Genomic DNA, 13,711 nt, shown 5'->3' on the forward strand with positions numbered 1-13,711 from the left:
TCTACTTTTCGCATGGTATTATCGTTCTTTTATCAATTCCAACAGCAGTAGTTCGACCGATACAGGTACTATATAAAGGGAAACTGCGGGGACTTTTAGCACCCTTTGAACTGCTTGTAGAACTTATACGGTTATTTCAGTATTGCGTCATCTTGACACTTGGGTTGGACCTTCCCTTACAAAGCCTATTTGATTCTGCTCTCTGGGGGCGTTTTGTTTCAATAATACGGCACTTACATTGGGGACAAGTTGCGTACCAACTCTGTGGGTTTGTGATTGTGTTCGCTGTCATCAATATCATTCTTTTTATGATTATCATTAGAAAATCAACGGTAGCAAATTTACTGGAAAAGTACAAAAATAAGACGAAGACGCTCAGTAACTTCGAGGTATCATCGGTTCGCACTGCCGCTATGCTCGCGGTTAAAAATATGCTTGTCATCCCAGTGAGTGTGATTTATCTGCTCCACATTTTCAACTTAATATGAGGCAGATGAGATAAATGTTATTCGCTGAATAGACCCTTAGATGGATCGGAGCGTAGGAAAACTGACTGACCTTCGATCCTTTGGTTTCAATCCTTTCTTAGCCCTATTCCCAATTCAATTCCAGCCTAAGACATCTCAAATTCAAATTTAGCTCCCTGTACTATGTAGTCGAAAAAAGAGGATCTACTCTGACTCACTCCCGCCTCAACCCTGCCTCTTCCCTTGCCCCACAAGGCTTTTCCCGCTCTCACCCTCACGTTCTTCCATCTTCTGCCGTCGAATTCGATCTTCCGTAGATCACGCCTTTTCTCACCTTTTTTTTCCGTAATTTTTCCAGAAACCTCGATTTTGCGTAAAAAGGAGTTCTTCCGTGGAAGAACAGGGTAAGAGCGGGCTGAAGGGTTCAGGGAGAGCAGATTTGGTCATGTATTTTTTCTCATTTTTGATCGGGCATGGTTCAGGAATCCTTGATATATCGGGCTTTTTCGCGTCTTATTTCCTTCGGTTTTTGTCTTACCCTTGCCCCAAAACGCCTCGTCCCTGCAACACAAAAACACGGGCGAATTCAGGCTTTTGACCCGAATCCACCCGTGCTGTAGGGAACAACTTATTTTGCTCAGAGTAGAACTTATTTTGCGAGAATAGATCCGCGTTTTGCGAAGATAGCGGGCTGAAGGGTCATGGGAGAGCAGATTTTGTCATGTGTTTTTTCTCATTTTTGATCGGGCATGGTTCAGGAATCCTTGATATATCGGGCTTTTTCGCGTCTTATTTCCTTCGGTTTTTGTCTTACCCTTGCCCCAAAACGCCTCGTCCCCTCACTAAAAAAACACGGGCGAATTCAGGCTTTCGACCCGAATCCACCCGTGCTGTAGGGAACAACTTATTTTACTCAGAGTAGAACTTATTTTGCTGGAGTAGATCGGCTTTTTGCGAAGATATATGTCACTTGCTATGTCAGTAAGACTTACTCGACCGTCACACTCTTGGCAAGGTTTCTCGGCTTATCGACGTCATTGCCTCTCACTACGGCTGCATAGTAAGCCAACAGTTGCAATGGCACCACGGCTGCAATGGGTGCAACCAAGGGTGAAGTCTTTGGCAAATAGATGACCTCATCGACCGACTTCTGGAGCTCTTCATCCCCAGCCCAGGTCACCCCAAGCACAAACGCGTCCCGAGCCTTCACTTCTTTAATATTACTCAACGTTTTCTCATACAGCTCAGTCTGCGTCGCCAGTGCAATCACCGGAACGCCCTCCGTGATAAGTGCCAAGGTGCCGTGTTTCAGCTCTCCGGCAGCATAAGACTCTGCGTGAATGTACGAAATCTCCTTCAACTTCAAGGCGCCTTCGAGAGACACTGCGTGGTCCAGACCACGCCCAATAAAGAAAGTATCGCGTGCATCTTGATAGTCGAGGGCAAACTTTTCAATTAAAGGTGCAGAATCAAGCACCTTCTCTGCGACAGTTGGAAGCTTTGCCAAGGCATTCAGGACTTCGTTTCGATCGGCCTCTGCCAAGGTGCCACGTTCCTGACCGAGGTACACAGCAAGCAAGTATAAAGCCACCAACTGAGTCGTGTAAGCTTTCGTGGATGCTACGGCGATTTCAGGGCCTGCCCATGTAATCAGGACATCGTCAGCTTCCCGTGCAGCGGAACTGCCAACTACGTTTGTAATCGCAAGTACCCGAAGCCCCTTTTGCTTACTGTCGCGTAACGCTGCCAAGGTGTCCGCGGTTTCGCCAGACTGCGTGATGACAATCACGAGCGTGTTTGGTGAGTATAGCGGATCACGATACCTGTACTCGGAAGCAACCTCGACCTCAACTGGAATTTTCGCAAACCGTTCGATGGCAGCCTTGCCGACTAAGCCAGCATGCCAGGAGGTTCCACATGCAACAATGTGGATTCTGTCAATCGATTGCAGGAAATCCTCAGTCCAAGACAACTCATTCAGATGAACGGACGAGAGGTCTTCAGCCAGGCGCCCCCGCAGGGTATCCGTAATTGCCCGCGGCTGCTCATGGATCTCCTTCAGCATGAAATGTTCGAAGCCGCCGCGTTCCGCAGATACGGCATCCCAAGTCACCTTGTAGACATCTTTTTGTACAGGTACCAGATGTGCCGGGTCCGTCTTCTCGTTCAACGGATAGCAATCAACACTATCCCGTCGTACAACTGCCATCTCTCCGTCATCTAGAACATACACATCTCGGGTGTATTCGAGGATTGCGGGAATATCGGATGCGACAAAGTTTTCGCCTTCGCCGAGCCCGACAATCAGCGGGCTGGACTTACGTACGGCAATCAACCTGTCCGGGTGGTTCTTGGCTAAGACAACAAGTGCATATGCCCCACGGATCCGCTTTGATGCAGCGACAATCGTCGCTTCAAAGTTCCCATCGTACATATCCTCAATGAGATGGACGATGACCTCGGTGTCCGTCTCGGATTTGAAGGTATGTCCCTTCTGCATCAATTCCTCGCGAATTTGTACATAGTTCTCGATGATCCCGTTGTGCACAATCGCGAACTGTCCTTGACAATCCTGATGCGGATGTGCGTTCTCATCAGACGGACGCCCGTGTGTTGCCCACCGTGTATGCCCGATGCCAATCTGTCCTTCGATGCTCTCGGAAACGAGTTTATCCTCCAAGTTCGCCAACCGTCCGACAGATTTCACAACAGAGATCTGATCATTCCCGAGCGTCGCAATACCTGCAGAGTCATAACCGCGGTACTCCAACTTGCGCAAACCTCCCACAACCACGTCTTTGACGTGGCGTGGCCCGATGTAACCAACAATACCGCACATGGACACAAATCCCCCTACGTAGCCTACAGCCTTTTTGTCCCGTTGGTCACCCAACAGATTTCAAAGTCTGTAATCGGTGCGGCCGCACACCGGGGGGTATCCGCCGAATCGTTCGCCAACCCCCACCGCGTCAACTGAGGAAAATGCCTGCCGTTGCTCCTCAGTCCGGGCGCTTGTCATGTGATCTCGGTGTGCTAAATTCACCGAGTCACATGGGCGTCTCTCACGCCTAAGAACCTTATCATAACCTATTCTTTAACTGCCTGTCACGCGCAGATTTTTCTCCTCATTCAAGCGCCAATTTCTTCCCGAATCACCACCGCAATCTGATGTACGCATTCCTGAAGCACCTGTTCGTCCGGACCTTCTGCCATCACGCGGACCAGCGACTCCGTACCTGATTCACGCACCAACAGCCGCCCGTTACCGCCAAGCATGGCTTCTCCCGCTTCGAGAGCTTCTTGGATCCGGGCACTTTGACGCCATGCCTGTTTATCGTTCACGCGAACGTTCTCCAAAATCTGCGGGTACCGATTCATAACCCGACGTAACTCTGTGAGGGATTTCTTTTGTGCCACCATAATGTTGACGAGCTGCAGCGCGGTCAAAACCCCATCGCCAGTGGTCGTATGGTTTAAGAAGATGATGTGCCCTGATTGCTCTCCGCCAAGGACAAGGGAATGCTCACGCATGGCTTCCATGACGTAGCGATCGCCAACCGCTGTGGTTTGCACACCGATGCCTCGTTCTTCCATCGCTTTCATAAACCCAAGGTTGCTCATGACCGTTGCCGCTACAGCGTTGTTCTTCAATTCTCCACGAGCATGCAGTGCCTCAGCACAAATGGCAATAATGTAATCTCCGTCGACCATCTGACCGGAAGCATCTACTGCAATGACACGGTCTGCGTCCCCGTCAAATGCCAGTCCCAGATCCGCTTCGTATTCGAGAACTGCCCGTTGTACCACATGCGGGTGCGTAGAACCGCATCCCACATTAATGTTCGTGCCATCCGGCTGAGTAAACAGGGCTGTGACTTTTGCGCCGAGTCGCTCGAAAACCTCCGGCGCTGTGTGATATGATGCGCCGTTTGCACAGTCAAGGACAACATGCAGACCATCAAACCGATTTTGAACCGTGCCAATCAAAAAGCGCCGATACACCTCAAGCGCTGGTTCTTGGTAGAGACGCCCAACATCGACCCCAATCGGTCGTGGCAACTCTTCACTTTGTTCCATCAGGGCTTCAATCTCATCTTCTACCGCGTCGAGGAGTTTGAATCCATCTCCGCCGAAAAACTTAATGCCGTTGTCTTCAACGGGGTTATGTGAAGCAGAGATCATGACCCCCGCATTCGCGTGAAGGTGCTTTGTCAGAAAGGCCACGCCAGGGGTACTGACAACACCGAGTTGTAAGACATCCACACCAACAGAGAGGATCCCGCTGACCAGAGATGCCTCGAGCATGTCACTGGAAATCCGAGTATCTTTACCCACAACAATCCTTGCCCCTGGCACACCGCGTGTGAGCACATAGGCGCCTACACGTCCTAGGCGAAATGCGAATTCAGGTGTCAATTCAAGGTTCGCGATGCCGCGAACTCCATCGGTACCAAACATGCGAGTCAAAGACCTCGCTCCTTTCACACTCCGTTATCCGATACGATTGGTCCCAGCAGTCGTATTATTATTGTTGTTAGCAGTTCCTTGGCTTTGAATGGAAACAGGGACGGTAATTTGAGAGAGCTGTGTGACGGTAACCCAGTTGGGTGCGGAAACATGAACAGCTGCTGTGGTGTCTCCGGCCGTCAATCCACTTGCGTCAATATACGCTATGATATCTGACGTCTGCAACTTGGAAATAATTGAGTCCGGACCGCTGACACGGATATCCAAGTTGGTTGTACCGGACAAAGTGACGGTTGCCCCCTGCGGTATGTTTCGAATCTGTATCGGAACTCCATTGAAGCTCCTCGCTGTGCTTCGCGAGATCTGAACCGTAACTTGAACGCTGGACGGAACAACTTGAGTCCAGTTGGCTCCCGGGACGATGGGTACAGTGAATGTTTTCGTCGACGCCAGCCCCGAGACATCGACAGGCAATGTAACCTGACTGAGGGTTGCTGTGACGTCCGGCGATGCGGTTACGTTTACGGTCTGTTGCGCGACTGACAATCCTGACACCGCATAGCCAGGCGCTGGAGAGCCAAGTACTTCTGGGGCTAAACGCACCTTCATCTGTGGGGGTTCAATACGAACGACAGCAGTCACGTTCACCGGATCGACCTCGACCCCAGATACAGGCAGGCCGTTCTTATCAACCGGTTCTAGTGTCAATGTGTGGGATACTGTGGATTTTGCGCCTGACACGGACATATCGGCCATGACGGCAGCTACACGCTGCACAACGGAGCTCACCCCACTGACCTGTACTGCCTGAACATCAGGTTGCACTTGTGCGACCTGATAGCCCTGGGCTGGGGTGCCAGTGACGTGAATTTGAACTGGTTTGCTTGCAGTCACTTTCTTCTCTAGCGTAACCTCAACAGTTTGCGGGAGAATCGTGTAGGCGACTGGAGGCATCCCCACTGCCTTCAGAGCAACGGCATGTGTGCCAGGGCCGAGACCACGGGCATCGGCAACCACTTGAACCCCCATCATCTCACTTGGCAGCGATGTATTGTTGAGGAGTCCACCGCGAATTTCAACGACAACAGTAGGATGGTCAATGACTGTCACCATCATGTCTGGTTGAGTATTCACTTGGACTGCATACGGGAAGTCTTTGACAGACGCCGCCGTTTGGCCTGCTTGCGACGTTGGTGAAGGGGCATTCACTGTGAACCAAAGGATGCAAGCGAGTATCACAGCGACAATCCGTAGGACCATATTGTTGTTGAGAAACCTGTCCACTACGATGCCGCCTTTCGTCCAAAGAATTGCAAGCGACGATTGCGCTTTGGCGTTAAAAGAGTCTGCAGCAACTCAAACAGCGCATTTTCACTGAGGTCTCTCGTTAAGACTCCATCGACTGCGATGGATATTTTCCCGGTTTCCTCTGACACCACAACAGCGACAGCATCTGATTGTTCCGTTACACCAAGCGCCGCACGATGCCTTGTCCCAAGTTCTTTGTCAAGGTTACGATTTTCAGTAAGAGGAAGGAAGCACCCCGCCGAGACCAGGCGCTCCCCCCGCACGACAACTGCACCGTCATGCAGGGGTGTATTTGGAATAAAGGTGTTGATGAGCAGTTGTGAACTCACACGACCTTCCACAAGAATTCCAGTTTCGATGTATTCTGTCAGTCCGGTTTCACGTTCGATGACAATGAGCGCACCGATCTTGGCCTTGGAGAGTACCTGTGTGCACTTGACGATCTCAGCTATCAGCTGTTGCGTTTCTTCAGGGGCTTGACTCCGGAAAGAGAGCGACATAAAGCCGCCACGGCCCAGTTGTTCCAAGGCTCTGCGCAGTTCAGGCTGAAACACAATGGGAATGGCAATGAAGCCAAGGGTAAGAATCTTGTTCAACAGCCAATTGACCGTCGTCAGATGAAACAAGCTGCTCAGGGCCGTCGCTACAAGAATGACGATGACACCCTGTAAAAGTTGGACTGCTCGCGTGCCTCGAATGAGGAGCAACAGGCGATACAGCAGGTACGCCACGATTATAATATCAATCGCATTCAAGAAGTTGAACCGTTCAATTGCACTAAGCCACCCATCCAAGGCAACGTCACCCGATTCCGGAAAAACTTTTAGATCATTGTTTCCTACATATTATACCGCGTCAAGGGGGCGGCTTGCCCGAACCATCGTAGATTAGGGAGACTTTTGTGTGCGTTTCAGTTTCCCGCCCTTCGCTATATCCTTTACTCCTGCACGCCGATACATGGCCAAAAACCCCTGTGCAATCGCTCCATGCCCCGCATCGTTTGGGTGAATCGGGTTACCGCGGATTCGAAAGTCGCGGATGGACCCTCGTTTGTAGCCTTCAACAAAACGAAATTCCTTGCCGTCAAATCTTGCCGCGATATCCGCCAGAAGAAGGTTGTATCGGCGGGCCACCCTCCGCACGCAATCATTTACGAGTCCGGTGTACTCTTCTGCAAGGACGGAGTTTGGAAACGGATTGTAAAGCGTCGCGATGATAAAGCGGGTACCAGGTCTGTATGCCAACTCTACAATGTTCGTCAAGTTTTGATAGTAACGATCCGCTACTTTCATCAGGTGACTATGGTTTCCGTTTAGGAGAAACGGCGACGAACGAAGGAGATCGTTCCCACCCACCATCAACGTAGTCAACTTTGCTTCATCGAATATGCTCGGCTGCACGGACTTGACAGACTTGAGTAACCTGGCGGAAGTCCAGCCCGGCTTCGCGTGCAGGTACACATTGACCCGCTCTTGTTTCGAGAGACTTCGCGCGATCCGCTGTACATAGGATCTCCTGTTGTTGGTTGCAGAATACCCGTACGTCACCGAGTCTCCAAGCGCAACATATAGCACAAACGCCAGCCCCTTGCCGAAGACCAAAAAGGTCACTTTCCACGCCCGCGGGAACTGCCAAGGCGTGGTTATAGTAACCTATTGCAATCGGCTGTAAGGCGTGACGCAAGGACTGTTAATTCTTCATCAAACGACCGTTTTCCCGAACAGGGACTCGACAAGCTCAACGGCCATTTCTGCCGTACGGTTTCGATTATCAAGAATCGGGTTCACCTCGACAACGTCAACAGAGACGAGTCTTCCGGATGCAGCCAAGAGTTCCATGGCAAGGTGACCTTCCCGGTACGTGACTCCGCCGTTAACAGGGGTCCCCACACCGGGAGCGAACATCGGATCAAGAGCATCCAGGTCAAGACTCAGGTGAATCCCGTCCGTTCCATTACCGGCAATTTCAATGGCTTCAGACATAACCTGTCCCATTCCTGCCTGGTCAATCTCGGCCATTGTGTATACTTTGATTCCTGATTCACGAATCAAGCGAACCTCGTCACTGTCAACTGACCGGGCACCGACGAGAACGACGTTTTTCGGATTGACCTTCGGAGTAAATCCGCCAATGGACAGCAACTGTTGATGTCCGTAGCCAAGGGCAACAGCGAGCGGCATTCCGTGAATATTTCCGGACGGAGTGGTCTCTTCGGTATTCATATCCCCGTGGGCGTCAAACCAGATGACGCCAACGTTTCGGTATTTACTTGCAACCCCGGCGACACTGCCGATGGAGATACTATGGTCACCTCCCAAAATAATCGGGATGTGTCCATCCTCAACGACAGACTGCACTCTCTGGAAGAGGTCTTGAGACACACGCAGAACTTCATCGAGGTACTTTAGCTTCTCATTCTTGACCGTGTGCATTTCAGGCATCGGCACATCTATGTTCCCGAGGTCTTTGACTACACACCCGAGTGAATGAAGCTTCTCACGCAGCCCCGCATAACGAATGGCACTCGGCCCCATATCCACGCCACGCCGTCCTTGTCCAAGGTCTGACGGAGCACCAATAATCCTCAACTCTTTCATCACGTCTTTCATCACGCCACACTCCTTCTCAAATATGTAAAAACATGTCTCACTTATGAAAATGCTGAATCCCGATGACAATCAAGTGCGGTGTCACTGTTCCTTCAATGGTCGCGGCAATCACGAGTAACCCGATTGGGTAAGGCAATAACTTGAGCACCTTTTTCAGTTCGCTGCGAAACACACCGGGTTGCCCTCGTCCTGGTTGTAACTGTGTCGGAAAAATCCTGACTTGCAGGTGCCACCAAAGCGATTGCACAGCGAAGTAGCCAAGTCTGATGCCCATCACGCCACACCAAATAAAGGCAGGTAGTTCAAACAGACCGTGTGGAAGCATCCCATACACAAAGATACGCCATGCAGGGACAGACAAATGTTGGGACTCTTCAGCGACTACGTAGCCCATCGTGAGGCCGTTCATCCACATTGCCCAAGCGGGGTAAATACCTGCAGTCAAAATACCCGATATAATCATAACAATAATCGCAGCGAACAGGTTGTGGATCAAAATCATCAGAACAGTACGGATCACGGAGTGAAATACACCTGTTTGCACAGCAAGTTTTCTCAGTTGTTCAAGGCTTGGTGCGAGCATGCTGTTGAACCTTGCCGGCCAACTCACCCCGGCCAGATAGCCGGATAAGAGTAGAAGCAAACCAAGTCCCCACACCCAACCCTGTCGGTTCTCCCATGTAGTGTTCACGCCAAACCTCCCTATGCCTATTGTATAGGTCTTGTCCGCTCGGCATACACTTTGGCTGATTATGTCCAAGTGGAGGTTATGCCAATGCGGAACAGAAGCAGACTGTTTCTACTCACATTCGTTGTTGCACTCTTTATGGGTATGCTCTGCTGGCCTGCAAATGCTGTCCAAGCGAAGCCGAACGCAGATGAACCAAAGGCCATCTATAAGGTCGACACGGACAAGAAGCTGGTTGCACTCACGTTCGACATCTCCTGGGGGAACAAGATACCTGAGCCTGTGCTAAAAATATTGAAGGACAAGCAGGTTACAAAAGCCACCTTCTTCCTCAGCGGCCCGTGGACAGTGCGGCATCCGGAAATTGCGAAGCAGATTAAGAACATGGGATTCGAAATTGGAAACCACGGAAACCTGCACAAAGATTTCTCAAACTACCCTGACGCTTGGATCCGTCAGCAGGTAGGACTGTCCGAGAAGGCCATCAAGCAGGTTACAAACGTAAAGACCACGCTCATTCGGACTCCAAACGGTGACTTCAATCCCCGTGTCATCAAGTGTCTGAACAGCATGGGTTACACAGTCATCCAGTGGAACACCGATTCACTCGACTGGAAGAATCCAGGCGTGAGCGCCATTGCCAATCGTGTCCTAACCCGGGCTGTACCGGGCGACATTATTCTCATGCACGCGAGTGACTCATCGAAGCAAATTCCACAGGCCTTGCCGCAGATCATCGACGGACTGCGGGCTAAAGGATATCAATTTGTCACCGTGTCTGAACTGTTAGCCCAAGCCAAGGTAAAGACAGAGGTGCAGTAGAGGGTCTGCACTCAAGGGATACTCACCTCATATTCTATAGACCGTCACGTTAAGAGCCAAGCGCGCACGTGACGGTTCAGGAGTCACAGCGGTTGAAGCAAGGATCAGGAATTGTCCGGTTCCTCGATCCTTGCTTTGTTTACCCGCCCCGCCTTTTTCTCTGCTTTGGCAGCGGCCTTCGCAGCCTTAATCCGCTCCTTGATTTCAACCCGTGCAGCAGCATCCTTGGCCCACGCCCCTTGTCTTGCTTCAGCTGACAGCAACTTGCCGAAGATAAGCAGGAGATAGACATTGCATAACATCATAATGAGACCGGTCTGGTTGACGATGGGACCGGCTGATTGCGCTCGGATAACGAGTAGCCAGTCCACCACCGTAAAAACGTACAGATAAAAAACTGACGGCAGGAAGCTCCCTCGTCCGGAAAGCCTCGTTTTCACCATACCTGCAATCATTGCCACAACCAACGGCCACAGCCCTTGAAGCAGGTATACTGAGAGCGTCGCATGATGAAGCGGGTGGCGGATTGCATCAATGTGATATCTCCACCACAGCATGTCATATAGGACAAGAGCCAAAATGAGCCCTTGCGCCCACCTCCATACGCGCTTTGGTAAAGTCATACTCGATATAAAGTTTAGAGTCAGATAGGCCCAAAACCCCATCAAGCTTGTGGTGGCTAAAAAGGCACCTGATATAAGACCGATAAACCACGGGACATGCAACCACAGTCCCGCCACACTCGTGAAGATTCCTGCAATCGCACCGAGCAAAACAGTGCTGACGATTAAGAAGACAAACTGGTTTAGACGCATGTGGCTCTCCTCCTACCGTTTCATGATAGCTCAGGCGTTTGCTGGGTACAAACCGTCTCGAGAAGTATCTCGAGAAGTAATTGGTACTCGCATAAGTCACCCCGCCTGGACGAATGCTAGACGTGCAGGCACGCGGAGGTGACTATGTTGAAAAGAACACAGACGTTGCTAGCTGGGGCGCTCTGTTGCCTCGTGTTGGCGGGTTGCGGCAGTACAAGTGCGGGCGCTGACGCATCGTCTGCCACGCAACCCGATTACAGTGGAACCAAGCAAATGGTTCTCGATATTCTTCATTCCGGGGAAGGCAAGAAGGCCCTTAGTGAAGTACTGCAAGACCCAACTCTGCGGACACAGTGGTTGGTCTCCCAAACAGATGTGTCCACGGCAATGGAAAAGGCGCTCACAAGCGGAAAGAACCAATCTCTGCTGAGTCAACAGCTCAAGGACCCAAAGTTTGCGGCTGCGCTTGCAAAGGCAATTGAACCTGAACTGTTGGCACAACAAAAGCAGTTGATGAAAGATCCAACGTATCAGAAGGATATGTTGGTACTGTTGAAATCCCCAGACTTTTCAAAACAAGTTGAGGATCTCATGCAAACCCCTCCGTTTCGCGGTCTCATCATGAAGGTAATGACCGAGGCCCTGCAAACGCCAAGCTTTCGCATGCAGTTCCAGGATGCACTCAAACAAGCCGTCGCAGAATCGATGCAATCGGTTGGCGGGCAAAGCTCCGGGAAAGGTCAATCCGGCGGCAGCGGCGGTTCATCAGGTGGCAGTTCCGGGGGAGGCGGAGGGCAATAAAAAAACAGCCGCTGCAGACCATGCAGCGGCTGTTTCCGTGGTGTTGAGAACCATCCATTAGAGCTTTACCGATAGAGCCTTACTGACCCCGGTCTAGAGCCTTACTGACCGGTCAAGCTTGAACTGCAAGACCAAGTGCCGGTATCACTGCTTGAGCCAAGGCCTTAAAAGCCTTGCCCTGCGGGGTCTGAGGCGCAAACAACCCGTTCTGTTGCTCATCCATACTTGCGATTGGTACTTGCGCTAAAACGGACACATTCAGGGCTGAGGCAACCTGGTTCCCACCGCCGCGTCCGAACAAATAGGCCTTTTCTCCGCACGAACCGCATTCAAAATAAGACATATTCTCCACTACGCCAATAATCTCGTGATTCGTTCTCTGTCCCATGACTCCAGCCCGAACTGCAACGTCTGCTGCATTGGTTTGCGGTGTCGTGACAATGAGTTCTTTACTCTTCGGAAGTAATTGATGTACATCCATGGCAATGTCACCTGTTCCAGGCGGGAGGTCAAGCAGAACAACGTCAACGTCTCCCCAATGGACTTCTGCAAAGAAGTTGCGCAACATTTTGCCAAGCATGGGTCCACGCCACACAACAGGATTGTTGTTCGGAACAAAGAAATGCATTGAGATCAATTTCACGTTATCGACTTCAATCGGAATAATGAGTTCGTCAATCACGGTTGGCCGGGTTTCTTTCACGCCAAAGATACCCGGAATGCTAAAGCCGTAGATATCTGCATCAATAACACCAACGCGGAGTCCCTCGTTTGCTAGTGCCTTAGCCAGATTTGCAGTCACGGTGGACTTACCGACACCGCCCTTGCCAGATGCCACAGCTAAAAACTCTACACCCGCGTCCGGCCGCAGCAGTGCGGGAGGACTTTGTGGTTCCTCGCGGCCACGCAGCTTGCTTGCGAACTTCGCCCGCTCCTCGTCAGACATCGTGCCAATCTCGACGTATGCCTGTTCAACACCTGGCAATGCCAATAGCTTGTCAGACACAGATTTTTCAATTACCGTCCGCAAAGGACAACCAGTGATGGTAAGCAGGACTTTTACTGACACGGTTGAACCGCTGATCTCGATATCTCTGACCATGTCCAACTCGACAATGCTTTTATGAACTTCCGGGTCCTCTACGTCCCGGAGGGCCTCCAGGACCTGTTCCTTCGTGACCACGGTCGTCGCCTCCTCAACTGATGTGAGACATCATTCGGTATTTACACACCAATTGTAAGTGTACAACAACCTGTGTGGGTTGCCAATCAGCGTACCTCAACAGTGGTGAACGAAACGTGACCAGACGCATCCCAGGTGACTGTAAATGTGGAGGGGGGCATGCTAGGGGCCACAAACCACAACTTTTCTATATGTGAAAGGGTGTATGGCGCACGGGTTAACGCAGACGATGTTTGCAACGTGGACGGAGCGCGTTTGCCGATATACAACACGGGCAATTGTTTCCCGTTCCAGTCATAGATATTCACATGTTCCAATGAAGGACCTTGGTTCGACAGGCAGTACACCTCCTTCCCCTGCCAGGTCACGCCCGAATAAGTAACAGAGACATTCGCCGTCGCACGTGTGACAGCGTTTCGCAGGGTGGCTCCCTGCGTGTGATGGGGCCACCCCAGCCAGACCAAATAGCAGATTACCATTGCCAGCCAAAGCACCATCCACGGCCATAACCGGCCGGGTCGTGACGAACGCGGCCGGAACCTTCGCACGAA

At 51.2% G+C, this 13,711-nt stretch carries 12 protein-coding genes; 2 read left to right on the forward strand and 10 right to left on the reverse strand.

The features are described 5' to 3' along the window. Window positions 1–1,455: 1,455 nt before the first annotated feature. From glmS to AN477_RS08595, 7 genes are all read right to left on the reverse strand, one after another. Window positions 1,456–3,306: a glutamine--fructose-6-phosphate transaminase (isomerizing) gene (gene glmS / locus AN477_RS08565; protein ID WP_054968759.1), complete on the reverse strand. Its 1,851-nt coding sequence runs from the start codon at window positions 3,304–3,306 to the stop codon at window positions 1,456–1,458. Window positions 3,307–3,596: 290 nt separating this feature from the next. Next, entirely contained in the window at window positions 3,597–4,934 is a 1,338-nt protein-coding gene (gene glmM, locus AN477_RS08570) for a phosphoglucosamine mutase (RefSeq protein ID WP_054968760.1), read from the reverse strand. A 24-nt stretch (window positions 4,935–4,958) separates the two neighbouring features. Further along, window positions 4,959–6,218, reverse strand: a complete 1,260-nt coding sequence (locus AN477_RS08575; RefSeq protein WP_054968761.1) for a CdaR family protein — start codon at window positions 6,216–6,218, stop codon at window positions 4,959–4,961. After that, on the reverse strand, window positions 6,218–7,036 hold the full coding sequence (cdaA, locus tag AN477_RS08580) for a diadenylate cyclase CdaA (protein ID WP_054968762.1): 819 nt from the start codon (window positions 7,034–7,036) through the stop codon (window positions 6,218–6,220). Before cdaA ends, AN477_RS08575 begins: the two co-directional genes overlap by 1 nt. Window positions 7,037–7,129: 93 nt before the next feature. Next, window positions 7,130–7,816 carry an SGNH/GDSL hydrolase family protein gene (locus tag AN477_RS08585; protein WP_169787865.1) on the reverse strand — a complete coding sequence of 229 codons (687 nt, stop codon included), beginning with the start codon at window positions 7,814–7,816 and terminating at the stop codon, window positions 7,130–7,132. A 126-nt stretch (window positions 7,817–7,942) separates the two neighbouring features. Then, the gene (gene rocF, locus AN477_RS08590) at window positions 7,943–8,839 is read right to left on the reverse strand and encodes an arginase (protein WP_054968833.1); all 897 of its coding nucleotides are present in this window, start codon (window positions 8,837–8,839) and stop codon (window positions 7,943–7,945) included. Between the two features lie 49 nt (window positions 8,840–8,888). Next, window positions 8,889–9,542 carry a stage II sporulation protein M gene (locus tag AN477_RS08595; protein ID WP_054968764.1) on the reverse strand — a complete coding sequence of 218 codons (654 nt, stop codon included), beginning with the start codon at window positions 9,540–9,542 and terminating at the stop codon, window positions 8,889–8,891. A gap of 135 nt (window positions 9,543–9,677) precedes the next feature. On the opposite strand from AN477_RS08595, the gene pdaB reads away from it, so the two are divergent. Beyond that, entirely contained in the window at window positions 9,678–10,361 is a 684-nt protein-coding gene (gene pdaB / locus AN477_RS08600) for a polysaccharide deacetylase family sporulation protein PdaB (protein ID WP_425388146.1), read from the forward strand. 104 nt (window positions 10,362–10,465) lie between these two features. Here pdaB and AN477_RS08605 read toward each other — a convergent pair whose 3' ends face one another. Further along, a complete protein-coding gene (locus tag AN477_RS08605) occupies window positions 10,466–11,176 on the reverse strand; it encodes a KinB-signaling pathway activation protein (protein ID WP_054968766.1) in 711 nt (236 codons plus the stop codon). A gap of 147 nt (window positions 11,177–11,323) precedes the next feature. Here AN477_RS08605 and gerD point away from each other — a divergent pair, with 147 nt between their 5' ends. Continuing rightward, window positions 11,324–11,977 carry a spore germination lipoprotein GerD gene (gene gerD / locus AN477_RS08610; RefSeq protein WP_157061884.1) on the forward strand — a complete coding sequence of 218 codons (654 nt, stop codon included), beginning with the start codon at window positions 11,324–11,326 and terminating at the stop codon, window positions 11,975–11,977. A 112-nt stretch (window positions 11,978–12,089) separates the two neighbouring features. On the opposite strand, the gene AN477_RS08615 is transcribed toward gerD, so the two are convergent. Together AN477_RS08615 and AN477_RS08620 are read right to left on the reverse strand one after the other, a co-directional pair. Continuing rightward, complete coding sequence (locus AN477_RS08615; protein WP_054968768.1) at window positions 12,090–13,160, reverse strand: Mrp/NBP35 family ATP-binding protein; 1,071 nt, start codon at window positions 13,158–13,160, stop codon at window positions 12,090–12,092. An 86-nt stretch (window positions 13,161–13,246) separates the two neighbouring features. Further along, the gene (locus AN477_RS08620; protein ID WP_054968769.1) at window positions 13,247–13,708 is read right to left on the reverse strand and encodes a hypothetical protein; all 462 of its coding nucleotides are present in this window, start codon (window positions 13,706–13,708) and stop codon (window positions 13,247–13,249) included. Between the last annotated feature and the right edge of the window lie 3 nt (window positions 13,709–13,711).

It is taken from the genome of Paenalicyclobacillus ferrooxydans (assembly GCF_001399675.1).
Lineage (GTDB): Bacteria > Bacillota > Bacilli > Alicyclobacillales > Alicyclobacillaceae > Alicyclobacillus_B > Alicyclobacillus_B ferrooxydans.

What these genes read in the sequence shown, in the direction of transcription:
- glmS (WP_054968759.1), bottom strand. Translation starts at nt 3,306, where the DNA reads ATGTGCGGTATTGTTGGTTACATCGGGCCACGCCACGTCAAAGACGTG.
- rocF (WP_054968833.1), bottom strand. Translation starts at nt 8,839, where the DNA reads ATGAAAGAGTTGAGGATTATTGGTGCTCCGTCAGACCTTGGACAAGGA.
- pdaB (WP_425388146.1), top strand. Translation starts at nt 9,678, where the DNA reads ATGGGTATGCTCTGCTGGCCTGCAAATGCTGTCCAAGCGAAGCCGAAC.
- AN477_RS08605 (WP_054968766.1), bottom strand. Translation starts at nt 11,176, where the DNA reads ATGCGTCTAAACCAGTTTGTCTTCTTAATCGTCAGCACTGTTTTGCTC.